The organism is Paenibacillus macerans (assembly GCF_900454495.1).
Lineage (GTDB): Bacteria > Bacillota > Bacilli > Paenibacillales > Paenibacillaceae > Fontibacillus > Fontibacillus macerans.
This window is the reverse complement of record NZ_UGSI01000001.1, coordinates 3,047,003-3,072,274: the sequence shown is the minus strand read 5'-3', so window position 1 is coordinate 3,072,274 and position 25,272 is coordinate 3,047,003. Positions and strand designations below refer to the sequence as shown.

Annotated in this window: 32 protein-coding genes and 1 pseudogene; 26 read left to right on the top strand and 7 right to left on the bottom strand. The window is 48.1% G+C overall.

From position 1 onward, the window contains the following. Positions 1 to 17: 17 nt before the first annotated feature. From DYE26_RS13920 to DYE26_RS13910, 3 genes are all read right to left on the bottom strand, one after another. Complete coding sequence (locus DYE26_RS13920) at positions 18 to 356, bottom strand: L,D-transpeptidase (protein ID WP_036624767.1); 339 nt, start codon at positions 354 to 356, stop codon at positions 18 to 20. A 124-nt stretch (positions 357 to 480) separates the two neighbouring features. Beyond that, a complete protein-coding gene (locus tag DYE26_RS13915; RefSeq protein ID WP_036624765.1) occupies positions 481 to 1,527 on the bottom strand; it encodes an HD-GYP domain-containing protein in 1,047 nt (348 codons plus the stop codon). 84 nt (positions 1,528 to 1,611) lie between these two features. Then, on the bottom strand, positions 1,612 to 2,364 hold the full coding sequence (locus tag DYE26_RS13910; protein WP_036624762.1) for a molybdenum cofactor biosynthesis protein: 753 nt from the start codon (positions 2,362 to 2,364) through the stop codon (positions 1,612 to 1,614). Positions 2,365 to 2,504: 140 nt separating this feature from the next. Between DYE26_RS13910 and DYE26_RS13905 the strand changes: the two genes are divergently transcribed. From DYE26_RS13905 to cotJC, 9 genes and pseudogenes are all read left to right on the top strand, one after another. Continuing rightward, positions 2,505 to 3,944 carry a bifunctional metallophosphatase/5'-nucleotidase gene (locus tag DYE26_RS13905; protein WP_036624759.1) on the top strand — a complete coding sequence of 480 codons (1,440 nt, stop codon included), beginning with the start codon at positions 2,505 to 2,507 and terminating at the stop codon, positions 3,942 to 3,944. A gap of 34 nt (positions 3,945 to 3,978) precedes the next feature. After that, a complete protein-coding gene (locus tag DYE26_RS13900) occupies positions 3,979 to 4,806 on the top strand; it encodes an undecaprenyl-diphosphate phosphatase (protein WP_036624756.1) in 828 nt (275 codons plus the stop codon). An 88-nt stretch (positions 4,807 to 4,894) separates the two neighbouring features. Continuing rightward, entirely contained in the window at positions 4,895 to 5,995 is a 1,101-nt protein-coding gene (locus tag DYE26_RS13895) for an HD-GYP domain-containing protein (RefSeq protein WP_036624754.1), read from the top strand. Continuing rightward, positions 5,995 to 7,131, top strand: a complete 1,137-nt coding sequence (gene yfkAB, locus DYE26_RS13890; protein ID WP_172531721.1) for a radical SAM/CxCxxxxC motif protein YfkAB — start codon at positions 5,995 to 5,997, stop codon at positions 7,129 to 7,131. The genes DYE26_RS13895 and yfkAB overlap by 1 nt, the downstream gene beginning before the upstream one ends. A gap of 16 nt (positions 7,132 to 7,147) precedes the next feature. Beyond that, positions 7,148 to 8,506 (top strand): hemolysin family protein, encoded by a 1,359-nt coding sequence (locus DYE26_RS13885; RefSeq protein ID WP_036624751.1) that lies wholly within the window; start codon positions 7,148 to 7,150, stop codon positions 8,504 to 8,506. Between the two features lie 462 nt (positions 8,507 to 8,968). Beyond that, on the top strand, positions 8,969 to 9,871 hold the full coding sequence (locus tag DYE26_RS13880) for a transposase (RefSeq protein ID WP_036624747.1): 903 nt from the start codon (positions 8,969 to 8,971) through the stop codon (positions 9,869 to 9,871). 717 nt (positions 9,872 to 10,588) lie between these two features. Then, positions 10,589 to 10,840 (top strand): spore coat associated protein CotJA, encoded by a 252-nt coding sequence (locus DYE26_RS13870; protein ID WP_051985626.1) that lies wholly within the window; start codon positions 10,589 to 10,591, stop codon positions 10,838 to 10,840. A 4-nt stretch (positions 10,841 to 10,844) separates the two neighbouring features. After that, on the top strand, positions 10,845 to 11,120 hold the full coding sequence (locus tag DYE26_RS13865) for a spore coat protein CotJB (RefSeq protein ID WP_036624741.1): 276 nt from the start codon (positions 10,845 to 10,847) through the stop codon (positions 11,118 to 11,120). Between the two features lie 329 nt (positions 11,121 to 11,449). Continuing rightward, a pseudogene (cotJC, locus tag DYE26_RS13860) lies at positions 11,450 to 11,641 on the top strand (spore coat protein CotJC); the annotation flags it as partial. Positions 11,642 to 11,658: 17 nt separating this feature from the next. On the opposite strand, the gene DYE26_RS13855 reads toward cotJC, so the two are convergent. The 3 genes from DYE26_RS13855 to DYE26_RS13845 all read right to left on the bottom strand — a co-directional run bounded on the left by DYE26_RS13855 (position 11,659) and on the right by DYE26_RS13845 (position 14,509). Beyond that, positions 11,659 to 13,344, bottom strand: a complete 1,686-nt coding sequence (locus DYE26_RS13855; protein ID WP_240534170.1) for a recombinase family protein — start codon at positions 13,342 to 13,344, stop codon at positions 11,659 to 11,661. Positions 13,345 to 13,395: 51 nt separating this feature from the next. Further along, positions 13,396 to 13,983, bottom strand: coding sequence for an ImmA/IrrE family metallo-endopeptidase (locus tag DYE26_RS13850; protein ID WP_036624736.1), 588 nt, complete (start codon positions 13,981 to 13,983; stop codon positions 13,396 to 13,398). A gap of 142 nt (positions 13,984 to 14,125) precedes the next feature. Further along, a complete protein-coding gene (locus DYE26_RS13845) occupies positions 14,126 to 14,509 on the bottom strand; it encodes a helix-turn-helix domain-containing protein (protein ID WP_036624734.1) in 384 nt (127 codons plus the stop codon). A 153-nt stretch (positions 14,510 to 14,662) separates the two neighbouring features. On the opposite strand from DYE26_RS13845, the gene DYE26_RS13840 reads away from it, so the two are divergent. From DYE26_RS13840 to DYE26_RS13800, 9 genes are all read left to right on the top strand, one after another. Further along, complete coding sequence (locus DYE26_RS13840) at positions 14,663 to 14,869, top strand: helix-turn-helix transcriptional regulator (RefSeq protein ID WP_051985625.1); 207 nt, start codon at positions 14,663 to 14,665, stop codon at positions 14,867 to 14,869. Positions 14,870 to 14,926: 57 nt separating this feature from the next. After that, positions 14,927 to 15,154 (top strand): hypothetical protein, encoded by a 228-nt coding sequence (locus DYE26_RS33155; protein WP_144245275.1) that lies wholly within the window; start codon positions 14,927 to 14,929, stop codon positions 15,152 to 15,154. Positions 15,155 to 15,234: 80 nt separating this feature from the next. Next, positions 15,235 to 15,474 (top strand): hypothetical protein, encoded by a 240-nt coding sequence (locus DYE26_RS13835; protein WP_036624732.1) that lies wholly within the window; start codon positions 15,235 to 15,237, stop codon positions 15,472 to 15,474. A 248-nt stretch (positions 15,475 to 15,722) separates the two neighbouring features. Continuing rightward, the gene (locus DYE26_RS13825) at positions 15,723 to 15,923 is read left to right on the top strand and encodes a hypothetical protein (protein ID WP_036624728.1); all 201 of its coding nucleotides are present in this window, start codon (positions 15,723 to 15,725) and stop codon (positions 15,921 to 15,923) included. Positions 15,924 to 16,025: 102 nt separating this feature from the next. Beyond that, entirely contained in the window at positions 16,026 to 16,346 is a 321-nt protein-coding gene (locus tag DYE26_RS33150) for a hypothetical protein (RefSeq protein ID WP_127463469.1), read from the top strand. A 39-nt stretch (positions 16,347 to 16,385) separates the two neighbouring features. Continuing rightward, positions 16,386 to 16,607, top strand: a complete 222-nt coding sequence (locus DYE26_RS13820) for a hypothetical protein (RefSeq protein ID WP_036624726.1) — start codon at positions 16,386 to 16,388, stop codon at positions 16,605 to 16,607. 243 nt (positions 16,608 to 16,850) lie between these two features. Next, complete coding sequence (locus DYE26_RS34860) at positions 16,851 to 17,009, top strand: DUF3970 family protein (RefSeq protein ID WP_115311225.1); 159 nt, start codon at positions 16,851 to 16,853, stop codon at positions 17,007 to 17,009. Between the two features lie 41 nt (positions 17,010 to 17,050). Then, entirely contained in the window at positions 17,051 to 17,302 is a 252-nt protein-coding gene (locus tag DYE26_RS13810) for a hypothetical protein (RefSeq protein ID WP_036624723.1), read from the top strand. Between the two features lie 388 nt (positions 17,303 to 17,690). Further along, a complete protein-coding gene (locus DYE26_RS13800) occupies positions 17,691 to 17,972 on the top strand; it encodes a hypothetical protein (RefSeq protein ID WP_036624717.1) in 282 nt (93 codons plus the stop codon). A gap of 32 nt (positions 17,973 to 18,004) precedes the next feature. On the opposite strand, the gene DYE26_RS13795 is transcribed toward DYE26_RS13800, so the two are convergent. Continuing rightward, a complete protein-coding gene (locus DYE26_RS13795) occupies positions 18,005 to 18,670 on the bottom strand; it encodes a hypothetical protein (RefSeq protein ID WP_036624714.1) in 666 nt (221 codons plus the stop codon). Positions 18,671 to 18,852: 182 nt separating this feature from the next. Here DYE26_RS13795 and DYE26_RS13785 point away from each other — a divergent pair, with 182 nt between their 5' ends. The 8 genes from DYE26_RS13785 (at position 18,853) to DYE26_RS13745 (ending at position 25,268) form a co-directional block, all read left to right on the top strand. After that, a complete protein-coding gene (locus DYE26_RS13785) occupies positions 18,853 to 19,581 on the top strand; it encodes a Rha family transcriptional regulator (RefSeq protein WP_051985624.1) in 729 nt (242 codons plus the stop codon). Between the two features lie 70 nt (positions 19,582 to 19,651). Beyond that, a complete protein-coding gene (locus DYE26_RS13780) occupies positions 19,652 to 19,978 on the top strand; it encodes a hypothetical protein (protein ID WP_036624712.1) in 327 nt (108 codons plus the stop codon). 218 nt (positions 19,979 to 20,196) lie between these two features. Next, the gene (locus tag DYE26_RS13775) at positions 20,197 to 20,595 is read left to right on the top strand and encodes a hypothetical protein (protein WP_036624709.1); all 399 of its coding nucleotides are present in this window, start codon (positions 20,197 to 20,199) and stop codon (positions 20,593 to 20,595) included. 304 nt (positions 20,596 to 20,899) lie between these two features. Beyond that, positions 20,900 to 21,946, top strand: a complete 1,047-nt coding sequence (locus tag DYE26_RS13765) for a replication protein (protein WP_051985623.1) — start codon at positions 20,900 to 20,902, stop codon at positions 21,944 to 21,946. Beyond that, positions 21,915 to 22,262 (top strand): hypothetical protein, encoded by a 348-nt coding sequence (locus tag DYE26_RS13760; protein ID WP_036624706.1) that lies wholly within the window; start codon positions 21,915 to 21,917, stop codon positions 22,260 to 22,262. Before DYE26_RS13765 ends, DYE26_RS13760 begins: the two co-directional genes overlap by 32 nt. After that, entirely contained in the window at positions 22,231 to 23,598 is a 1,368-nt protein-coding gene (dnaB, locus tag DYE26_RS13755; protein ID WP_036624703.1) for a replicative DNA helicase, read from the top strand. The genes DYE26_RS13760 and dnaB overlap by 32 nt, the downstream gene beginning before the upstream one ends. An 86-nt stretch (positions 23,599 to 23,684) precedes the next feature. Next, entirely contained in the window at positions 23,685 to 24,038 is a 354-nt protein-coding gene (locus DYE26_RS13750) for a hypothetical protein (protein ID WP_036624700.1), read from the top strand. A 9-nt stretch (positions 24,039 to 24,047) separates the two neighbouring features. Beyond that, on the top strand, positions 24,048 to 25,268 hold the full coding sequence (locus DYE26_RS13745; RefSeq protein ID WP_051985622.1) for a DNA methyltransferase: 1,221 nt from the start codon (positions 24,048 to 24,050) through the stop codon (positions 25,266 to 25,268). Positions 25,269 to 25,272 lie beyond the last annotated feature (4 nt).

The following is a 25,272-nucleotide window of genomic DNA, read 5'->3' as shown; positions in this document are numbered from 1 at the left end:
TTCAGCACAAGTTACGGCTACCGCCTGATCGTGACGCGCGTCCCGATCGGGAGGATTCTTGCCAATTCGATTACATCCGGATTGTACATGCGGATGCAGCCGTGGGAAACTTCTTTGCCGATAGAAGAAGGATCATTGGTGCCGTGAATCCCGTAATGGGGTTTGGATAACCCCAGCCAATAGGCGCCAAACGGGCCGCCGGGATTTGGGGCTTTATTGACGATCGTATAGGTGCCTTGCGGTGTTTGCGTGAGCATTTTCCCGATCCCGACCGGAAACGCGCGGACAACGGTGTTGTTGTCCAGCAAATACAATTTTCTTTCCGAAAGATCGACGATGATGCGGTAGTTCGGCATATTGTGCGCCTCCACGTTTTTGCCATAGTGTATGCTCTTTAGGCTTTAGTGGATTGGGCGCACGCAAAGCCGCCCCGGGCCGGTTGGCCCCATGGAGCGGCCTTGCATAGCTTACAGATACACATTACAGATACACATCTTCGATGATGGTTTCCCGTTCTTTGGAGAGATCGACGAAGCGGGCATCGGTTTGGACGAGCGGGCGGAAAAAATCGGTCTGGTTCGTCATCACGATCGAACCGACTTCGCCGGTGCTGAGCAGCACCTTCTTGCCGATGAAGTTCGGCAGCAAATGGCGGATCAGCGCCTGCGTCGGCTCGGGGCTGAGCTTGCCGAAGCTGAGGCTGTTCAGCTCGCGCAGTACGGTCAGCAGCTCCTGCTTGGACCGGTACACGCGATTGGTGGTCATCGCGGAATAAACGTCGGCGACGGCGGCGATTTTGGCGAAAGGGTGGATGTCTTTGGCGCGCAAACCGTTTGGATACCCGCTCCCGTCCTCGCGTTCATGGTGCTGCAGCGCTACTTGAGCGGCGATTTCGTCCCCGGTTGAGTTTCGGATAATTTCATATCCGTAGGCGGGATGTCCTTTGACTTGTTCAAATTCCTCCGGCGTCAGCTTGCCCGGCTTGGACAAAATTTCCTGCGGCACCTTGCAGTTGCCGATGTCGATCAAATAGCCGGCCTTGCCGGCCTGATAGGCTTCCTCCTTGGAATAGCCGAGCCATGAAGCGATATAATAGGAGAGCATGCCGACCTGCATGGAGTGATGGTAGGTATAGTTGTCATCGCCTCCAATGAGCAGGAGCAAGGATACGACGTCTTTATGGTCAACGAGTTGATCGACCATCGGCTTAAGCAGCTTGTCCACTTTGGCATTGTCAAAGGTACCGCCGGTTAGCGCTTCCAAAAAAATCTGTTCAAAACCGTCTACGGCGTCGTCCAAAATCGGTTTGACTTTTTGCCCCGGATGGGAAGGTCCTTCTTCCGAAGGAACATCCGCATCCAGGCTTTGCGGTTCAATATCCACATAGTCGACCCCGTGCTGCATCAATCTTACGATGGCATCGCTTGTCAACCGGGTGCCTTTTTGCATAACAAAAACACCATAATTATTGAATATGTCGGTTTGAAGACGGTCGCCGGACCTGAGTTCCATGATATGCACTTTCAAGGACGATGACACCTCATAATCACCAGTTTTCCTTCATAATAACAGGTAATAATTGGATTGACAATGAGAATTATGGGGCGCCAGTCACCGTACGGAGCTGTAAGTCCCGGGAACGGAGGGGTCCCACGGACCCAGGCCGTGCCCTTTCCATTCGGAACCGTCTTCCCAGATTTCCTTCTTCCAAATGGGCACGATTTGTTTCAAGCGTTCGATGGCGTAACGGCTCGCTTCGTAGCAGCTATCCCGGTGCGGGGCCGATACGGCGATGACCACGCTGATTTCGGACAGGCCGACGCGGCCGATCCGGTGGCTGATGGCGCACCGCGCGCCCGGCCATTTCTCGCCGAGCTCGGCGCCGATTTGCTGCAGTTTGGCCAAGGCCATCGGGACGTAAGCTTCATATTCCAGGTGCACCGTGCGGCGCCCCTCGGTCCATTCCCGGGTCGTGCCGGTAAAAGTGAGCGTTGCGCCATGCGCGGAAGTGATGACTTTACGGGTGACTTCCTCGACGGAAACCGGTTCTTCGGTAATGACGTAAAGCTCGCTCTCCCGCGGGGGGGCGTTATCGTCCGCGGCGTTTTCCCCGCCCGATACCGGCGGAATCAAGGCGACTTCGTCACGCTCGGTGATGACGGCGTTCCCGGCGGCATATTCCTGGTTAACCGCCACGAACGAAGCGTCAATCAACGTTGAGGCGGCAGGGTAAGCCGCGGTCAAGGCTTCTTTCAATTGAGCTGCGGTCACTTGCTGATGTTCGGGATGCGGAAATGCGAAATCGAGGCTGGACGTGCCGATCCGGTCCGCCAGTCCGGCGAATAAGGCAATTTTAATTTTCATAAGTAAATCTCCTCGGCTTGGTTTGATTGTAATATATCATTATCGGAAGACAATGTTCAATTTAAAGGTATATAATACTCTTTGAACTCTAAAATTTAGAATAGGCCGATTTAAAGGAGAAGGCAAGGGGGCAAGATGTGATGCCGGAGATGGACCAGGACACATTAACGATACTTTATACGAACGATATACATAGCCATTTCGACGCCATGGAGCGCATCGCCGCCATGATCGATGAATTGCGGGCCCATGCGCCCGGCCCTACGCTCCTTCTCGATATCGGCGATCATATGGACCGTTCCGCCGTGGAAACCGAAGGGACGATGGGGCGGGCCAACGTCGACGTGCTGAACCTGACGGGCTACGATGCCGTGACGATCGGCAACAATGAAGGGCTGACGTTTACCCCCGGCCAGCTTGAACAAGCATATGCGGAATTGAAAAGCCCTGTCGTGTGCGGCAACATTCTGGATAAAGCGACCGGACGTCCGCCGGCCTGGATGCACAGACGGCTGATTGTGCAAAAAGGCGGGTTTACGATCGGCCTTGTTGCGGCGACGGCCGCTTTTGCCGAGTTTTATGACCTGCTGGGCCTAGGCGCACTCGATCCGCGGGAGACGATTGCCGAGGACGTGCGGCAGCTTCGCGGCCAAGTGGACCTCGTTATCGTCATGTCCCACCTGGGGGTGACGCTGGACCGCGAACTGGCGGCGACGGTACCGGGGATCGACCTGATTTTGGGCGGACATACGCATCACTTGCTGGAGACGCCCGAGCCCATCGGCTCGGCGATGATTACGGCGGCGGGTAAATTCGGCCGTTATTTGGGAAAGATCGTCGTCCGCAAAAATCCGCCGGGCCAGGGCCGGCCTTTGCAAATCGGCGGCGTTTGCCTCGAAGTGGGGGACGGGCCCAAGCAAGGGCGGGTGCAAGCGGCGATTGCCCGCAACCTGGCCGCAGCCAAAGAACGGTTAAGCCGCACGGTGGCCGTCGCGGAGCGAAGCCTGCCTATAGAATACGGCGCGGAATCTCCGTTCGGGAATCTGCTCGCGCAAGCGGTCCGGAGGTATACGGGCAGCGAGCTGTCGATCGTGAACAGCGGACAGCTGCTGTCCGGCCTTCCCGCGGGCGAAATTAGCGCGGGGATGCTGCATGAACGGTGCCCGTCGCCCATTAACCCCTGCAGAATGAAGCTGAGCGGGGAGGACATCCTTTACAGCCTGGAGCAATCGCTATTGGATGAAATGAAGGAAAAGGTCATTTTCGGATATGGTTTCCGGGGGAAAGTGCTGGGGAGCATTTGCGTCGACGGCATGGAAATCCTCTATAATCCGGACGCCCCTCCCTTCCGGCGGATCGTAGAGGCCCGCGTGGCGGGAAAGCCCGTGGAAGCCCGGAGAACCTACGATGTCGGAACGCTGGATATGTTTTCGTTCGGCGTCGGCTACGAGCGGCTGAAAAACGGAAGCGATATGCGGTTCATGCTCCCCGATTTCCTCCGCGATTTGCTGCGGCTGGAGCTGCAAACGGACGGCGCGGCGGAAAATTGTTTTCAGAAGCGATGGAAAAAAGTAGAATAAAAGAATAGACGTCACACCTGATCAGGAGGATGGGATGAGTTTTATCGTCGCGATTGTTTTAGCTATTGTGGAAGGCCTGACGGAGTTTATTCCCGTATCGTCGACCGGACATATGATCCTGACGGCCAAGCTGTTCGGCTACGACGATCAGTCGCCGGAGATGAAAACATTCGAGATCGTCATCCAGCTTGGGGCCATTTTGGCGATGGCCTGGGTTTACCGGGAGCGGATTCTGGATTTGCTTGGCCTGAGCCAAAAGGTAAAGACCGTCGACCCGGACGCTCCGTCACGGAGGCTGAATTTGCTGCATGTCTTTTTGGGGATTTTGCCGGCGCTTCTCGTCGGATATGTGTTCCGGGACTTCATCAAAAGCCTGTTCAGCTCTTCCACGGTATTGTGGGCCTTGGTCGCAGGCGGCGTTTTTATGCTGTTTGCCGAATGGTTCTCCAAACGCAAGGCGAAGATTACGGCGCCGGATATCGATCGGCTTACGTACAAGCAGGCTTTACTGATCGGCGTGTACCAATGCATCTCCGTACTGTGGCCGGGCTTCTCGCGTTCCGGCTCCACGATTGCGGGCGGCATGCTCAGCGGGCTGAGCTACCGGGCGGCGTCGGATTTTTCGTTCCTGATCGCCATTCCGATCATGTGCGCGGTTTCGGGTTACGAAATGCTCGATTCTTACCGATATTTAACTTCAGATACGCTGGGCTATTTTTTGGTCGGGTTTATCGTGGCTTTTATCGTTGCGTATGTGGTGATCGTGGCCTTTTTTAAGCTGATCCAAAAAATCCGGCTTCGCCACTTCGCTTACTATCGCTTTATTCTTGCCGCGCTATTCTGGATTTTTATTATGCGCTAATACCGCATATGGCTGGAAGTTTAACGATCCAAAATAAGCCGCTGTTCCATAGGGACATTAAGAAATTACAGAGACGGAAGTGGATAACATGCGGTTGATACCCGTCGGCTCGCTGCAGGCCGGAATGAAATTAGGCAAAAAGATTTATAATGAGGACGGGGTCGTTCTTCTCTCCGAAAATGCTGAGCTTACCGATGCGATTATTCGGCGTCTTAAGTCCCACGGGCTGGATTTCGTCTACATTGCGGATCCGCGTACGGATGATGTCGTTGTCAATGACATGATCGAGGATGAAACGCGGCGGCATGCGCTCTCGGAGATCCGGACCCAGTTTCGCAATTGGGCGACCCCGGCCGTCAAAGGTGTGGTATATCCCTATTTGGGAAAAAAGTTTACCGGCGTCATCGAGTCGATTCTCGACGATCTCAGCGCCAGAAACGACGCCATGATTATGATGATGAACATCAACAGCATGGATCATTACCTGTATCGTCATTCCTTGAACGTATGCGTGTATACGCTGCTGCTCGGACAAATTCACGGGTACAGCAAAGACGAGCTGACGATGCTTGGCCTGGGGGCGATGCTGCATGACGTGGGCAAAACAAAGCTGCCGTTGTCGCTGCTGAACAAGCCCTCCCGGCTGACCGACGAGGAGTTCAAGCAGATTCAGCTGCACCCGGAGCTGGGCTTTAAAATGCTTAAGGATGAGCCGGGCATTCCTTTGATTTCGGCGCATTGCGCTTATCAGCACCATGAGAAGATAGACGGCAGCGGTTATCCGCGGGGGCTGCGGGGCGAGGAGATCCATGAGTTTGCCCGCTGGATTGCGATTACGGACGCTTACGACGCCATGACGACGCACCGCGTCTACCGCAAGGCGATGCTGCCGCATCAGGCGCTCGAGGTACTGTACGCCGGATGCGGGGATTGGTACGAAAAATCGAAGCTGGAGGTTTTCCGCGACCGGGTGGCGATTTATCCGTTAGGCATGACCGTGAAGTTAAGTACGGGCGAAAGCGGCGTTGTGGTGAAAATTAACGGGCATATGCCGCAGCGTCCGGTGGTGCGGGTTTTAACCGATCCGCTGGGCGCGGAATTGAAATCGCCCTTTGAAATTGATTTGTCCGTTCAATTCGCCGTGGTGATTACGGAGATTGACGGGATGGGAATGGTGATAAAATCATGATGGAAACGAATAATATGGCGGGAGCTTGGAGTCAGGCGATCAGTCCGCAGAACGACCCGTGGGACCCGATCGGTTCGCTGCGCAAATACGGCCGGCATGTGCTGACCAGCGTGGAATTGACGGTTACGAATTTATGCAATATGCGCTGCGAGCATTGCGCGGTCGGCGACAGCCTGGTGCTGAAGGAGCCCGAACAGCTGCCGCTGCCGCTTATTCTGAAAAGGCTGGATGAAGTGGAGTATTTGCAAACGATCAGCATCACGGGAGGAGAGCCGACGTTCCGGCGGCAGACCGTGGAGGAGAAAATCATCCCACTGCTCAAATACGCCAAGGCGCGCGGAGTGCGCTCCCAGATCAACTCAAACCTGACCTTGAATTATGACCGGTACGAGCCGCTGCTGCCGTTTTTGGACGTGATGCACATTTCCTTCAACTATACGAGCGAGCGCGATTTTCACGAGGTGGGGTTTGCGCGAAGCGGGCATTCCGTTCCGGCGGAAGCGGCGTATAAGCTGTATGATACAATGATCGAAAATACGCGCAAACTAAGCGAAGCGGGGATGTTCATTTCCGCGGAGTCGATGATCAATTACCGGACGCACGAGAAGCTGCCGCAAATCCACCGGATGATCGTGGAGATGGGCTGCCGGAGGCATGAGGTTCACCCGATGTATGCGGCCGATTTTGCCGAAGGTCTGCCGGTGTTGGCGCTCACGGAAATGCGCAAGGCGATACATAAGCTGCTGGATGAGCGGGACCCGTCGGTTTGGATGCTGTTCGGGACTTTGCCGTTTTTTGCGTGCAGCGATGGTGAAGATGATCTTGAGCTATTGCGGCGCTTGCGGAAAGAACCCAACGTCACGGTCCGCAACGACCCGGACGGCCGGAATCGCGTGAATGTGAACATGTTTACGGGCGATGTTTACGTCACGGATTTTGCGGCCATTCCGGCGTTCGGCAATGTGAAGGAAGGCCGTTTGGACGACATTTTCGCCAAATGGCAAACGGAGCATCCGCTAAACCAGACGGTGAATTGCCATTGCGATGCCGCCGGCTGCTGCGGTCCCAATCTGCTTGTCGCCGATATGTACTACAAAAATATCGACTTTAAAGCCCGCCAAGCGATAACTCTATAGGAAAGAGGCGTTTCCATTGCCTGATGGTCATACCGAATTTGAAGTAGGGAAGCTGATTTTAAACCTGCTTATCGTATTTATTCTCGTTTTTCTGAACGGTTTCTTCGTGGCGGCCGAATTTTCGCTTGTCAAAGTACGGCAGTCCCGGCTCACCCAACTGGTTAAAGAAGGAAACCGGCGCGCGAATTATGCGCTGAAGGTAAATAAACGGCTTGACACGTATTTGTCGGCAACGCAGCTGGGCATCACGCTGGCCTCGCTCGGTTTGGGCTGGGTCGGCGAACCCGCCGTGTCGGAACTGCTGGTCGAGCCGCTCATGCATAAAATGGGCGCCACGGATCCGACGCTGATTTCGACGGTTTCCGTGGCCGTCGGCTTTGCGATCATTACTTTTTTGCATATCGTCATGGGCGAGCTTGCCCCCAAATCGCTGGCGATCCAGAAATCGGAGGAGACGTCGCTGTGGCTGTCGTGGCCGCTGCTGATGTTTTACCGGGTGTTCCTGCCGGTCATCTGGCTTTTGAATTCGGCGGCCAACGGGGCGCTGCGCCTGATCGGCATCGAGCCGGCCGGCGAGGCGGAAGCGGCGCACTCTGAAGAGGAGATCCGCATTTTGATGAATCAAAGCGCCAAAAGCGGGGTTTTCGATCAGGACGAAATGAAGCTGGTGGACAATATTTTCGATTTCTCGGACATGCTCGCCCGCGAGGTTATGCTGCCGCGCACGGACATGGACTGCTTGTACACGAACCTGAGCTGGGAAGAAAACATGAAGATCGTGGCCGAAACGAAGCATTCTAGGTATCCGGTTGCGGTTGAGGATAAAGACCAAATCATCGGTTTTGTCCATATTACCGACCTGCTGCTGCCGGAAGCGGACCGCCCGCTGGATTTGGCGCAAATGGTGCGGCCGATTCTGAACGTGCCGGAGTCGATGGAAGTCAGCCATGTGCTGCGCCTGATGCAGAAGAAGCATTCCCAGCTGACGCTGGTGGTGGACGAATACGGAGGCACGGCCGGGCTGCTGACCGCGGAGGAAATTCTAGAAGAGATCGTCGGCGACCTGCATGACGAGTTCGAGGACGAACGACCGGAAGTGGAAATTTTGGCGGAAGGCGTCTATTCGGTAGACGGCCGGATGCTGATCGAGGAAGTCAACGACCTGGTCGGCAGCGACATCGAGGATGAAGAGGTCGACTCCATCGGGGGGTGGCTGTTCAAGGAGCTGGAAGGGGCTCCGGCCAAAGGGAAAAAAATACAGGTCGACGACACCCTGTTTGAAGTGGCCGAATCGGGCCGCCTTCGCATCACCCGGGTGAAAATTACGAAACTGCAAATTTTGGAGCCGGATGAAGCTGAGTTGGAGGATGAATAGTACGGTTTGTTGATTATTGCCGAGTAAATAAAAATAAGGAAGTCCAGGTTGACAAACCTGGGCTTTTTTTTGAAAATACTAAAATTTATCACTCAACTTTCGCAGCAAAAAAATCGGCAGCAAGCAACTGCTGTAAGGCAACCGGCCAATCGAGTGTGCCGACTTCGTCGCACAGCAAATAAAACAAGCCGCTGAAGGGGCGTGCGTTGGACTTTACCGGGTTTGTGTCTTGGTGTCCCTGCCTGCAGCCTGCCTTTACACAATTATCCCTTACGTTCAGGGAGCAGGGGATGGGGGCTTGAGTAAGGATTCCAAAAAAAGAGAGAAGAAAAAAACAAAAAAGATGAGGAAAAAATGAGGCGGTTCAGGTGAGATGTTTGGCTTGATTAGAGAACATGCGTTTGGTATAATGAAATAAATGGAACTTATGTTCGTATATTCTTGATTCGGGGGCGAGCAAACATGGAGATCAATACGGGAACGGAACTTCAGCCATTCAGCAGCCGTTTTAACAGCGAGCAGGACTGCATGGAAGCGCTAATCGCGATGAAGTGGCCAAACGGCTTCGTCTGCCCGCGCTGCGCTCACACCCGGTGCAGCCGTCTGACCTCCCGGCATATCCCCTTATTTGAGTGCGGAAAATGCAAGCATCAAACATCGCCTTTGGTCGGTACGATTTTTGAAGGAGCCAAGGTGCCCTTGCTCAAGTGGTTCGAGGCTCTGGATTTGTTCCTGCTTGAGGGCGGCATCTCAGCGTTGCGGCTGCGCCAGGTGATCCGGGTCACCTACAAGACCGCCTGGTCGATGCTGCACAAAATACGTCATGCCGTGGGAGAGTTCGATGCCCGGGAGCTGCTCTCTGGAGACGTGAAGGTGAACAGCGATCAGTATGGGCGTAATCCGTCCCGGTGTCAGCTTTCGCATCCGTACGCCTCGGCGGTCGTGGCCGGCTGCACGGTCAAGGATTCGGGCGAGCCGGAGCAGGTCAAAATCCGCCTGGTGCCAAATAAGCGGGGAGGCGAAAAGAGGGCAAACCGTCAAGATCTAACCGTTTTTATTAGCGGGCATGTGGATGTCCGTACATCGGCGGTACAGTCGTTCCCTCAGGCCTTTCGGCTGTATGCGCCCTTGCGGAAAGTGGTGAGAGAGGCGTGGGAATCGCTGAAGGGTACGTATGGAGCCTTGGGACTGAAACATCTGCAGGCGTACCTGAACGAATACACCGTACGCCGCCGGCTGCGCCTGTCCGAAGCGGAAGAAACGATGCGGCAGAAGTTGCTGCAAATGTGTGTGGCGATTCCAGCGATCCCTTACCGCCGGCTGATCGCACGCCAACCGAACCAGCCCCTTGCGGCTGCGGCCTGATCGAGACGCTGGAAACGATGGGGGGAGTTTGATGCAGATCAACTTAATGGGTAGGGGTTAGCATGAACTATGCGGGCGTTGCTGCAGACGGAAGGGTTCGGGCTACAGCAAAATCACGGTCCTTTCGGTTCCTTCGCGTCTTGTCCTTAATCTTCTGTCTTGATCTCTTGTCCGGTCTGTTTCACCTCCTCTAAACCTGATTTCTTCTCCTATGCCTTTCTAAATTATCTCGAACCTATCTGCTTCTCCACCAAATGTTTTCTTCTCCAGAGTTTGTCTGTTTCTCTGCTACCTGATCAAACGGGATAATTGTGCGAAGTCTCCCGGACATCGAGTGTTAATCTGCCGCCTACCCCACTTCCCTATTCTCAAGCTTTCAGCGCACTTCCGTGGTTTTTGCCACGATCGGTTTTCGACTTGACTGGCAAGCAAGGATTATAAAGGTTAAGCCAGACACCTCTTCCGTCCGAATATCTTAATTCTTTGAACACCTTCAATTCAAGGACTAAAGCTGATTTTTGCTCCCCGAAAGTTGAGTTATAAATTTCGGCGGGGGAAAAGACGAAGCGCTGGTAGAGAGGGAGGAGAAGTTTGCGCGGGCATAAGCCCCGCCAGCGGCGATGTTTTTTTGCGATTTTTGCGGATTTTCGGTTCATTATCTGGGCGAACGTCATATGTTATTGGTAAGATGCAGGGAAATGATGGTTTCCTGACAGCATGAAATTTGTCCCGAAAAAGGAGGAAATTTCTTTGAACCATCCCCAAGAGCGCGTGTATACCCCCTTCATTGGCCCATTTGATCCTTGTCCGCCGATCACCCACAAAACATACAGCACCCCTCCGCAGTTATTTATACATTTTCAACCGCCGAATTTGCCGCAGTTCAGCCCGATGGAGGCTTTGAGACACGGTACGTTGTGGCCCGCTTTGTACAGCCCTTATGAATCCAAATGGGGAAAAGGACGGTGATCCCATGAGTGAGAATGCAAACAAGCCGTTCGATTCGCAGTTTTATGAACTGCTTGAAAATCTACAGGCGCTGGATTTCGTGCTGGTCGAGCTAAACCTGTACCTTGACACGCACCCCGACGACCTGGCCGCCATTCAGCAGTTTAACCAAGTGACCCGGGAACGGACACAGCTTGCCAATCATTTTCAGCAGCTTTACGGACCGCTGCAAAACTTTGGGCGAGCCTATTCGAAATTCCCCTGGGAATGGTCGCAAAGCCCGTGGCCTTGGCAGGTTTAAGTGTGTGTTCAAAAAGTCGGGTTTTCAGGACCGAGAAGGTTTGATGAAGCTAGGGGCTAGGGGCGGAGCGTACGTTTTGGGTTCGTGAGCACCGGAAGGCCCGGCTGAATTCAAGATTCGACGTCGAAACCACTCCATGATCTGCTTCGTGATAAGAAAAACGTCTATCGACGTAATTCAAGGAAGACAGACCACGCGATTAGCGGTAGTTTTTCTTGCGATATAAGGAAGGCGATACTTAGTTGTCAACTCTTTCTTATATCTTCAAAAGATGACTTTTTGAACTACCTCTTCCTGTGATTGAAGCTAAAGGAGGTTAATTAGGCGATATGTGGATATATGAGAAAAAGCTGCAATATCCTGTTCGCGTAGGCAAATGCGACCCTCGGATGGCCAAACTACTGATCGAGCAGTACGGCGGAGCCGATGGGGAACTGGCGGCCGCGTTGCGTTATTTGAACCAAAGGTACACGATCCCCGACAAGGTTATCGGGCTCCTGAACGATATCGGCACGGAGGAATCGGTACCACCATGTTATCACTGAGGAAGTTTCGGAAATAAAGTGACTTTAAAATCATCCAGCGACCCGTTCCAACGGGCTTTTTTTGTTTTTAAATAAATGGATGTTTCTAAAACACTTTTTAGTAATTCATTTTTAATCTCTGGATCATCTGTTTTGTAGTACGCATCAAGGACATGTTCAACCTGGGGAATAACTCGTACTCTGGCAGTTGTTCGTTCTTTTTCCAAAGCTATCTCTTGTTCGATTTTTGAAAGTGCTTCTTTGCAATCATTGATTTTTGACTTCAGCTGTTGTGATCTTATACGGAACGTATCAACGTCATAGACTTTTTGTTCAACAAGATCAAAAGCGTTTTCGAGTTGCTGCTCCAATTCAGCTAATTTTTTTTCTTGGTTTATTTTTGATTCAATTTTCAACTCCATTACTTTATTCTTGGCATCATTATTAACTGGGACATTCTTATCCCACTCTGCTTTGTAATTTTTTAACCATTCTTTTAATCCAGCCAAAATTCGTTGTTCTACTAGATCAAGAAATGAACTAACATTTCCACAACTAGGTAATTGACACATAAGTGTGGCCGGCCGACCTTTATGCGGTCGTCTTATCATTTTACGCCCACATACTCCGCAGACTACCAGACCGGCAAGCGGATTAGAAATTTTTAATCTTAGACTAACTGGCTTTCTTGGGTTTTTAGACATAATTTCTTGGGCTAAATTCCAAGTAGTTTCATCAATAATAGCAGGGTGTAATCCGTCCACAAGAATCATATCTTCCTTTTTTGCTCTTGGCCGGCTCTTGATAATTTTACCATTTTGTTTCTTTTTAATTAAAGGTCTTGATTTGAACTTTATTTTACCATTATAAACAGGATTCCTCAGTATGTCTCTGACCGTTGGAACAGTCCATACTCCGCCCTTAGCAGATGGAATACCTAAGTTATTTAACTTTCGGGCTATTAAACCAGTACCTAAACGATGGTATACACCATCCTGGTCAGGTTCACCTTTGGTGTACCATTCATAAATTAATCTAACAATTCGGGCTTCTTCAGGAACTATTTCAAGGGTGTAGCCCTTAGTTTTTACTAACTTAACTCTATTGTAACCATAGGGGTTAATATTCCCAGTGTACTTTCCTTCTTTAGCTGAATCCACTCTACCTCGCTGTTGCCTGCGGTTTATTGTCTTATATTCTCTTCTTGACATGTATAATCCAAATTCAAAATACTCCTCATCAAACTCGTTATTAGGGTCGTAAGTCTTCGTAGGAGTTATGATTTTTGTTCCAGAGTACTTGAACGTTTGAGCAATGGTCCCTTGATCAATTGTGTCCCCACGAGCCAAACGTTCGATTTCCATAACCAGTACGCCCTGCCATCTTTCATCTTCTACTTCACTTATAACGTGCTGAATAACCGGTCTTGCTTCGATCGTTTCCCCGGATACAAGTTCCTTGTATATTTCCGCAACATAAATTTTCTGGCGTAATGCAAGATCAAGCAAGTTACGTAGATGACGAATAAAAGTCTCACCTTCACCCCGAGCTTCTGCCTCAATGTCAGCTCGAGATTTTCTTAAATAAATGCAAAACTCCTCAGACATATCTAGTTTATGCTGAGCTACTAACGAGAAAAATTCGTTTTTATACTGGTCATATAACTTTTTTTCCTCCGGATCAATTACAGTATGTACCATGTTCTAACCTCCTACATGTTTAAAATATGCTATAAGTAATTTGAAATAGAATCAGTGTTTTAATTGGTACTCTAATTGGGTTAATAATTGATGGGTCATTTTTGACCATTCTCTTTTTTCTGGAACTTGATTTTTTTTCGCTGAAGAGACAAGTAAATTTCCAAAAAAAGTTCTTCGTTTTAGTTGATCGAGACGTTGTTTCGCCAATTGTGCAGGGACTCTGAACTCGGAAGACAAGAAAGAAACAGCTTGATCAAGTCGTACAGGAATTGGAAGTTCGCTAATCATTTTAAAAGGTAATGCAGCATAGTAAACGAATTGTTCCGCTTCCCTTTCTTGAACTTGTGTAAACATTTCAGGTAATACGGACTGATCCCCTGCATGACGTAATACGTGGCAGAGTTCATGAAAAAAATCCAGGCGTTGCTGCATAGGTGATAAATTTTTATCTATGTTTATGGAATACAATCCCTCTTTTAACTCAAGCGCTTTACTTCCTTGCTTAGTAAAATAGATCCATATGTTTAATCGATCCGCAATCTCTAAAATTTCCAACTCCCAAGGATGCTGAATATTAATTCTAGCATAGAGATCCGCTTGGAATTTCTCAAGTTCAGTCATCTGATAATTTCTAAACATATAACGGCCTCCTAAATGAGAATGTATGTTCCCTTTTTATGTAAAAAGAAAAGCCCTGTAGGGCCATATACACTCATTATCAGACCAAAGTAGGAAATTATCAAGACTTTAGCATTACTTTTTTTGACAAAATGCGCAAAAGTTACTCGCCTTGTTTTTGTCCTGGTTTTCGATCTTTTTCCTGTTGAAGTATAAATTCTAAGAATTGTCTCATTTCTGCCTTTTTTTGCTCTGGGGCCTCAAGATAGCCTTTAAAAAATGCTCCATGAAGCGGATGATTTAACAGTCCCTCTATGTCCTCAGTTTGTGTTTTCCCATCTCTTTTATCAGATTTACCAATTAAATAATCTATAGAAACATTAAAAAAATTAGACAACGCAATTAAACGTTCTTTTCGAGGAATTGACTCGGATACTTCTAACCTTCTTATCGAAGCTGCGGGTATGTCCATTTTTTGAGCTAATTGCTCTTGAGTAAGTCCTTTTTCTAATCTAAGTTCTTTGAGACGTTCCTTAAAAAGAGCCAATTATTATCACCACCTAAATGAATAATAAACGAAAATGTTCGTAAAATAAACGTTCAAAAAACAAACATTTCGATATTGACACGCTCGCAAAATGAACATATAATTTAGACATCAAATGTTCGTTAAACGAGCGGAAAAAGGAGTTGAGGTTGAATGAACACAGTTGCAAGAGAAAAGAAACGTACATTATTGATTATTTCAAGAAAAAGTAAGGGGTTAACCCAATCTGAGCTGGCTGAACGTGTAGGAATCTCTCGACCATACCTAGCGAACATCGAGCGCGGAGAGTACGATCCGTCATTGAAAGTTGCTCAGTTATTATCACAACAGTTGGGCAAACCAATTGATGATTTGTTTTGAATACGACGCTCGAAATACGAACATTTCTCAGTGATACCAAATAAGAGGTGAGAAAACATGGCTGTCCCACAGAACCGGCTGCATACACTTAATCCTGGGAGGGATGCAGGTATGCAAAAGCCCGAATCAATGCTTATGCAAGGAAATGTTGTTGAGACTTATAAGTTCGGTGAAACCACCGTAGAAATATGCGACGATTTCTGCGTTCGTGCGCCGGAAGCAATAAGTAAAATCGTCAAGGATATGCATCTCATTGCATGGCCCGTTTTTCAGTTAAGTAAATAAATGCGCTCCATTGTATTTTAGCAGATATTGGGACCTCATTTGCACTATTTAGTCTGATTTTTAAGGTGAGGGGGATTCAAATGAAAGTAACCATAACCAAAATCGAAATGCCAACGGCAAGTAATTGGGGGATTGTGCAAATCAATAATCTGGAAAATACTTTTTTCCGTTTTGATGTTCGTAACGGGAAACCGGTGCTAGATGTAAGCCTTTTTGTATGTAATGTTCAGGACCCAAATGAAAGGCAAGAAAAACTGGGTTCTGAACTGCATCAGTCCATCCAGGAGGCACTGGATGATCATTTTAAAGACATGACCTGATTGTATCCAATGGGAGGGATTATTTTCTGTGGACGATGTCCTTATCACAATCATGAGGATATTGGCAATTCATTCGTTGCCCTACATGCTCCATGGTTCAAGCATACATATTGGCAGTCATTTACTTCAGATCGGAGTCAACGACAATTCCGAGGAATTTAGATTCACACTTGATGGTTCTGAGTTTAGTTTTGAAGATGTTCTTACCTGGATTTCCCAACAAACTGCTGAAACAGTAAGGTGATTCCATGAATAAAGAGGACAAGGAGCAATTTGCAATAGCGCTGGCGGAACGGTATGCACAGTTAAAAACGGTGATGGATCAGGATCCGAATAATCCAAATATGGATGCCAAAGAGAAACTTGAAAGTCTGATAAAGGTTATCGACGACTTTGAGGATGACTTACGGAATTTAGTTCGTAAGGAAATCGAGTGCCTGGATAACTGATACGGTTCGCCCTTTCCGTGGGACAAGCCTTGGCGCAAGATTGCGCTCAGTGAATGTTTTATGGAGATGCGGGTGACGTATTCAAGGAATGGAAACAGTGTAGTGACCAATATCAACATATGTGCTGCGGCGGTTGCAGACCCGTTAAACCAGGGGGCACCCGAGACGGCAATATCAAAACTGTTTTCCCTTGATCTTCCATCTTTAGGCGGGCGAAGATATTCACATCAAACCGTTAAACGAAAGGAGAAGAAGATGGAAAGGGAGTGGGAAACGGTTTTAACCATCAATGGATTTGAAATAAAAATGCTGAATGGCGCAGAGGTCGGTGATTGTCAGGATTATATTATTGAACCGGCACTTGGGAAAGGCCATACTTACGCGACTGTAGCAGATGCTATCAAAGCAATTACGGGAGATTAGGACTGATTTCTTATCACTACAAATAAAGGAGGACAGACTATGTCTGCGCTAAATTCAGCGGCTCCGATCTTATGCCAGAAGTGTAGGAGAAAACATGACCCACAGCATCCACACAATCAGGACAGTCTTTACTGGAAGTTTACATTTTTTGAAAAGCATGGTCGCTGGCCGACCTGGACAGATGCAATGGAGCATTGTTCTGATGAGGTTAAAAGCCAGTGGATTAAAGCCCTGAAGCAAAAAGGGATTGAGGTTTCCTGATTCTTTGTCTTACATGCCAGCATTAGCGCGAGGGTTACATTTTTTGTCGTTGTTGACTCCCTCATTAAAAGGACGAAGACAAACGGCTGGTTCGTCATCATCCACATAACCGCCTGTGGGATGCGTGGAGGCATAGTAGGGGCGCGCACCGAAAGGCCAAGACGGTCCATATGGGTCAATGGGTTGGGAAAATGGCAACTCTCGCGGTAATGCCGGCAAAAATCACAAAGGAGGAACGAGGGAGTGCTGAAAATACGGGTTGAGGGTTTACCCAGGGAAATCGATCGGTTCTTGGAGCATTTTCAGGATTATTACAGAGTTTTGCAACGTTCGAAGCCTTACCCAAACAGAAACAGTGAATACGTTCGTGTTTATGTTGAAATTGGCAGTATTAGCGAATAACAGTCTTGATCATGATGAACCCGTGAATAGGGGGCATGCATATGGGTTTGAAACGGACTCGAATTGTTGATGGAGTAGAATGTTCAACACCTGAGTTTTTTGAAGCAATACGAGCAGTGAATTTTATTACTCGATATAAGTTTAACTGGGCTATCAATCCGAAGGAAGTTCGTGATTACGATTTGGAGCAGATGATTGAACACGCCAGGATTATCGCATCGGAAAGAGGGTTGAGGCTGGCTCAAAAAACAGGACTTACCGGTTTCATCCAACTGGATGTTATCAATGAATAAAGGAGTGTATGACTGTGTGGGGCGTTTGTAGAATATGTGGCTGCACAGATAATAATGCCTGTGTGAATTCTGAAGGTAATGCTTGCTTCTGGGTAGATAGTGAACATAACTTGTGCAGCGCTTGTGTCGAAGAACGATCGGAGGAGTGGGAGAAGAAGCTAAGAGCCGCCAGCTACGAAATGGTTGCTCCAGACGGTGCAATATGGGAATTTGCACAAGGGGAATGGACTTCCCGGTCTTACCCAGATGCTGTGTACGATACGGAGGACCTAGCTTACTTACTCGCCAATCTAGAGATTACCGAATAAGCCGAAACGCCCTTACCTGGGCGTCGCGGAGAGATGGCCTACTCCGCCCGAAGATGGCAGGCCAGAGGGAGGTGCTCACTATGGAAACTACTCCGGATATAAAGAATGTAGTAGCAGAATCAGGGCTTCGAATGTACAAGACAGATCCCATCTCCTTTTGGAAGATGATTTCTAAAGCTACATCGCGATTAGAGGAGTTGGTCTCGGAAATGTGTTCAGACCTAATGCTACTTCAGAACAAGACTGTCGATACTTCTTCAAAAGTGTTCGTAAACGCCATGCAAGCCAAGTCGGAAGTATCTCAAATCGTAATCTTGCTTTCTCAGTTTCCAGCAAAAGAATCCGATGAGTCACTGGCTTAAAAAAGGCCAGGGGACTCCCCGGCCAGTAACATTCAGAAGTATCGATCAGCTCTCTCTTGCCATTGTTGTTGATCGTAAGAACCTGATGATGCTTCATCAGCAATTGATTTGGCGATCTTGGCCACAGCTGTGAAATCCTGTCCCTGAATAGCTGCATCATAAGCTAGTTCCATGTAAGATCGCCAAGTACTATATCCTGGTGACTTTTCACTTGCTAGGTCAAGAGCAATTTGCTTGATGCTGGAGAAATCCTTTAAAAGTTTTGCTGATTCCAACGCCCGTAAAGTAAAGTTTTCCCAACTGCTATAACCTTTGGATTCTTCGCTTGCCAAATCAAGAGCGATTTGTTTGATCAAAAAGTGATCTTGGAGTCTTTCGGCAGCTATCAATGCTTCTAGCGTAAAGTTCTTCCAGCTGCTGTAACCTTTTGATTCTTCACTAGCAAGAGCAAGGGCGGTTTCAATAATACATCGATCATCTTTTAGATTTTGGGCGGCCTCGAGGGCGGTCAGCATGAAGTTCTTCCATTGGCTATAACCTTTTGATTGATACTCGGAAAGTTTTTGAGCAATCGAATACACAGCTTTAAATTCTCTTGAATTCTTGGCTGCATTGAGAGCATCATCAAAACAACTTTGCCAAGGCGAAGAACCTTCAGAATACTGTTGGGCATCTTCAATGAATTTTCTGTAATCCATGAACTTGGTCTCCCTATGTATATTTTTGTAAAAGTATTTTTCTACCATTATATTATCAGAAATTGGAATTCGATTGTAGTTATGTTCCGTAGTAATTAGCCGAAACGCCCTAGATAGGGCGTCGCGGAGAGATGGCCTACTCCGCCCGAAGATGGCAGGCCAAGGGGAGGTGTGAGGTAACGATGGGAAATGAAGAAACATGGAAAGGGGAGGGAGCCATGGTGGAAAACAATATTGTATTACCTGCAGCACAAACTCTGGCAGACGAACACTTTGTTTATGTAGAAAATGGCGTCATCATGACGGATAGTCGCAGTATCGCTGATAAATTTGGCAAGCGGCACGCGGACGTCCTTCGAAGTATTAAAAATCTGGAATGCAGCCCAGAATTCATTTTGCGCAATTTTGCGCCCAGTGAATATATCGATCGTTCCGGACGTAAATTGCCAACTTACAAAGTTACGCGTGACGGATTCACCTTCTTGGTCACCGGATTTACAGGTAAGGAGGCTGCCAGATTCAAAGAAGATTATATAGGGGCATTTAATAGGATGGAGCAGCAGCTTCAGATGGAATACAAGCAGCCCGAGAATCCGCTACTCCTTCAAACTGTAAAACAACTTGAAGAACGGATTCAGGAGGTAACCGAACAAATGGAAAACACAGTTACGCTTAAAACTTCTGAGCAGAAAGTCATTCAGCAGGCCATCGGCCGGCGAGTCATTGTATTGACAAAAAACGAAAAAGAGCGCCCGGAATTATTTCGACAGTTGTATCGCGCCTTGTATGTCAAATTTGAAGTTAATAGTTACCGCGATATTTTAAAGAAGGATTTTGAACAAGCCTTGAAGTTCATCGCTTTATGGAAGCCAGTCCTGGCTACTGAACGCAAGAGCGCGTCTAGTAACTAAACGCAGCATTGCGTTCAATAGATGGACGCAGATATGCGCTCAGTATTTTAATCCGGTGGGAGGTATTAAGATGGCAAGAAGTCGAGACGAAGTACGGGCGGAATTGCGCCGTCTTTTTCAGGAGGGCGAACAGGATCGTGTTGAGCTTGAAGATATCCTTCTAGAACATGACGGGAAACTACTTGTTCGGAAAACCTCATTGATGCGTCTAGGTGATGCACGATTCTGGGGAGAATGCTTTGAAATTTGGACAGATGCCAGCAAGTATAAAGGCCAGCCCCATGGGGATGCCATTCAAAGTTACTGCACCCATCGCGAAACTGCGTTCAGTGTGGAAGGGGGTGAACTGAGTGGAACTCGATTGGACGCTTCCGTTAATGGCGAGAATCTGGTTTGACAAGAGTGTAATGCAGCATCAAATTTTCGTTCGCATTATCCTACGTATGGAACGTAAAAAGGGTACATCGCCCCTTCAAGAACAATGTACCCCACACTCAGAAACATAAAGTTCAGACACTTTATTATCCCATGTTTCTGAGCGGATTTCAAGTTGCTATTCCCCAAATTTTAACTGAACGCATATTCGCGTTCAGTTAAGGAAAGGAGAGGTGAGATATGACGGTATCGGAGGAACGATTAACGGAACTGAACGCAAGTCTGCGTTCAATCAGATCCGTTTCCATACCTGGGGACGAAAACCGTAAATGGAGTGCCTTGATATATATTTTAGTGCATCACCCAAAATGTAAAGGGCTTAACGAAGTGGTGAACTTTGCCACTAAACAGATTGACAAATCGAAAATTGAAATCAGGTTGAGAAAAGAAAGATGGAACTTTGAGGAACGGATTCTTCTCGGACTGGCTCTACACCTTTACGACCTTCAGCTTGATTTTGATTTTTCACAGTTAATGGCCCTGGAGCTTGTAAAGCGGCAGATTGCTTTTAATGCCATCGAAATTAGATTAGGACTATGCAATTTTGAAGACGTCCTGCTAGGGGATTTAGCCTCATGACGCAGACATCTGGTTGGAGTGAAATGGATGAACTGTTAGGTCCGCCGCTCTTAATGAGCATGGTAGGAGAGCGGATTTGGGACCTGCATCGAAGCGGGCAGCTTAAAGCGTTTGACAGGGAACTGACAGACTATTTTGCAAGAGCCTATCCAGACTGGCGCATTGTGAGCGTTGAATATCCCATTGTGTACCTCAGAGACCAGAGAAGATAGGGCGTGAAAAAATACCGTGAAAACTACGGCTGGGGTAGAGTCGCTCTCGGGATTGGCTAGGCTGGAAAATTGACTACTAGGAGGTGATGCCGGTGGATTCTAACGTCAACCCCCAGCCGGATAGTCCGCACTTACGAATCGCCCATGACATACATCGTGAATTGATCCGACGTAAAATATCTTTACTCGAGAGAGAGGTTCTAAACATGATCCTCACCTTAAGTTGGGGGTGTGGGAAGCCATCGGCGATCATCCCTCAGATGAAGGATTTTGAACTATGCGGTGTCGGAAAAGGGCATATCCGTAAAACAATTCAAGGGCTTGTTGACAAGCGGGTCATCTTTTGGGAAGAGTCAATGAATTGCTATCAGTTTAACAAGCATTATGATCAATGGCAGTTGGAAGCGATCGCATCGTTTGATGGAAAAAGAATGAACGAGTTGATCCGGTTAAACTTGTTACAATCTTCGCCCAATCTTGCAAAAAAGGTTCCTGAAAATGAGAGAGGGTTCCTTAAAGCTGATTCAGATCAACAAAAAAATAACCCGGTTACAGAAAAAGGAACTGAGTTATCAAACAGGGAAGCAGACTCGCAAAAAAGGGAAGAGGTTCCCGAAAAAGGACGTTACTATCCAAAAATGGAACAGGGAAGTTCCCGAAAAAGGAACTCCACAGTTACAAAAAAAGTAACTCTGACTCGTGAATTTCCGCGTAATATCAAGGGAATTGGCGACTCTAAAACAATTATTAAAGCTATTAAAAGAATTACTAGTGGTACTAGTAGTGATTCATCAGATCAGAAAAACCGGAGTTATGATCACGGTTTGAAATTAATCACTCAAGCCTATAAAGAGAATTTCACAGAAACTGGATATATCACACCGTTTGAACGAGCTGATTTGGAGGAGTATTATCACGATTTCGGTGAAGCGTGGTTGTTATCTGCCATGAGAGAGGCGGTGCGAAGGAAACAAAGAAATCTGGCATACGTTGGCGGTATCCTGCGGGGGTATCAGGCTCGGGGAGGGCCAGGTCGAAATTCAACGGCATCGAAACAGTCACAGAGCTTGGAAGATTTGGATCGACGGATTGAGGAGGAACGACGTCGTGAACAAGATCGAAGTGCTCATGTTGGTTAGAGAACTGGTAGAGAATTATCCTGACTTTGACCAAAGCGAAAAGAACATTTCTCGATTGCAACGTCATTTGGAGGATTTTCCTTATGATCGGGCTCTAAAAAATGTCCGACAGCATATCCTCACAAAAAACTATCCACCTACCCGTATTGCTGAATTTAGGGGTGGAATCGGCTCATTACAGGACGCGGAGCGGCTAAGGGAGTCGGGAAGGGCTTACTTGGAACAAATGGAACAACAACGACAACTGGCTTCGCCACCCCCTCAAGGATTGAAGGAGGAATTGTATGCAAAGCTATATCGAAATTCCGAAACTTGATTTGCCTTGGGATGGTCCTGCAGAAATGGCTAGTTTAGGAGCCGTGCTTATTGATCGCACTGGAGAGGCTGCTGAAATAGTTTGTTCTCATTTGCCGGATTTATTTTGGGATCCGCGGCATCGTACTATTTTTGAATCTATGGTGGAAATCTTGAAGGCAAAACAAGCGATAGATTTAGTTACCTTGACCTCTAAGCTTAAGAGTAAAGGCAAGCTTGAGTTTGTCGGTGGAGCAACATATTTGTACAAGTTGGCCCACCTCGTTCCTACCGCCAAGAATGTAGGCCAATATATTTCTTCGTTACAAGATAATTACCTTTTACGGCAGATCATGCAGTATGGTGTGGAATTTGTTACGGAAGCCTCTCAATATGGGGGGGCGCAAGAAATCCTGGGTCGCATGCAAACGAGAGCAGCTCAGTTATCTGATCAAGTTGGAGCCGAGCAGGACTTTAAAAGCATTAGAGATGTCGGAATGGCTGTGTTTGAACAGTTTGAGCAGAACTTTTTTTTAAGATGCGATGGAAAAATAACCGGTCTTCCCAGTGGATACGTAGACTTGGACAAAATGACTTCGGGTTTTCAAAGACAGGATTTGATCATTGTTGCAGCTAGGCCATCTGTTGGGAAAACAGCCTTCGCTCTGAATATTGCCCAAAATGTCGCTCTAAGATCCAAAGAAACCGTGGCGGTATTCAGTTTAGAAATGTCTGCACAGCAACTTGTTCAGCGTATGGTCAGCGCGGAAGGTAATTTGGATGCCGGGAAAGTGAAAAACTCGGACTTCTCTACGGAGGATTGGACGAAGGTAGCTATGACGATTAGCAAGCTGGCTGAGGCGGGAATCATGATAGACGACTCTCCAGGACTCACAGTTCAGCAAATAAAAAATAAGTGTCGCCGGCTGAAAAACCGAATGGGGCTTGGGTTAGTAATTATAGATTATCTTCAATTGCTTCGAAGTTTATACCGGGGAGAAAATCGGCAACAAGAAGTTTCGGAGATATCCCGAACGTTAAAAGAAATGGCTAGAGAACTGAATGTACCTGTCATCGCTTTGTCCCAGCTCAGTCGGGGTGTCGAACAGCGGCAGGACAAGCGTCCGATGATGTCCGACCTACGGGAATCTGGTTCCATCGAGCAGGATGCAGACATTGTGGCGTTCTTATACCGAGACGATTATTACAATCAGGAATCCGAGAAGAAGAACATCATCGAGATTATTATCGCCAAACAGCGAAACGGCCCAGTAGGAACGGTGGAACTCGTGTTTCTTAAAAACTTCAGTAAATTTGCGAATTACGAACGAGCCCAACAAGAAGCACCAGCAACGTAAAAATTGCTCGGTAATGTTTACTGGGCGTACCATTTTGCACGCTTTGAACCGAACGTACATTCTGTTTTTGGGGTGGAGGAATCATTATGTCAGTGCTATTAGCAGATAACGTAAGTTATAAAACTGCAGCAATACTATTCGGCGGAATCGGTGGGGAAACCAAAGGCTTGAAACGATGCCAAATCGACTATGGAGGTAAAGTCTACCGTTTCAAAATCCTTTGCTCGATCGACTATGACCCGGTAGCCTGCCATAATCACGATTTAATAACTGGAGAAAAGACATCCGTTATCATGGACCTTTTCACACGCGAGCAATACGTTGCGTGGAATGGCCATGAGCCACCACCCGAGTGGAGGGAAATGACCCCATGGGATATGTGGGTGGCGCTTAAATATCAGGTACCTTTCTTTCTGTTCACAAGATCAACTTACGGTTAGAGGAAAGAAGTGTTCCGGGTGATTAAGCCAGGCGGACATGCGCTTGTGTTCGCTGGTACACGAACCCAAGACTTAATGACAATTTCGCTCCGTCTTGGGGGCTTCGAGGTTCGCGATGTTATTGAGTGGCTATACTTTACGGGATTTCCGAAATCGATGGACATTGGGAAGGCGTTTGATAAACGTGCAGGAGCAAAGCGAGAGGTCTTACGCGTTGGACCGACTGTTAAACGAATGATACCGGGAGCAGATCAAGTAAAAACTGGATCGTGGATTAAAGATAACGGGCGAACATTTACTCCGACGATAACCGTTCCAGCTACTAACCTCGCCCGCAAATGGAATGGATGGGGAACTGCACTCAAGCCTGCGCATGAACCGATTATCGTTGTCAGGAAGCCACTCGCCGGAACAACTGCCGATACTATCGAAAAATACGGAACAGGTGCGATTAATATTGACGGGTGTCGTATTGGACGGACAGCAGAGGACCGCACTGAGTACGGCATAAGCGGAGATGAACCTTCCTCAGTGACATCGGGAATTTATGGGAAATTCAGGGACCGTATGGCATATATACCGCACGAATCAGGACTCTTTCCAGCGAATTGTATCACACTCGACGAAGAAGCGTTTTACTCTCCATATTTCTGCGTAACGCCTCGCAATGTCAGTAAAAAGGCGGGTAAGGCAGACCGTGGCGCGGGAAACACTCATCCAACCGTAAAGCCGACCGACCTCATGGCGTGGCTCGTACGATTGGTAACGCCGCCGGAAGGAGTGGTCCTCGACCCGTTTGCTGGATCAGGAAGTACGTTGGTAGCAGCGAAGCGAGAGGGGGTCAAATTCGTGGGTGTTGAGATGGAACAACCCTATGAGATTGCGATTGAACGATTAAAAAATGTTTCAGAAACAATTCCGAACGATTTTAAAGGCAAAGGAGAAACCAATATGATTCGGCAGCTAACACACGAAGAATGCATGTCACTTCTGGACAGCATCAGATCATCACCGCCAGGTGATTGGACGCACGACCTTCATACGATTGAATCGGGGCCGGCCAGATTTGTAGATCGTGTGCTGGTGCCATCCGGGCACGAGACAGTATATTTCCGGGATGAAAGCGGGGCAGGTGCGATGCAAGGTGCAAATTGGGATCGATTTGCGGTGCCTCGGGCACATCAGCAGTCTCCACAGCGGACCGAGTATGAGCAGTTGACGTTATGGTAAGGAG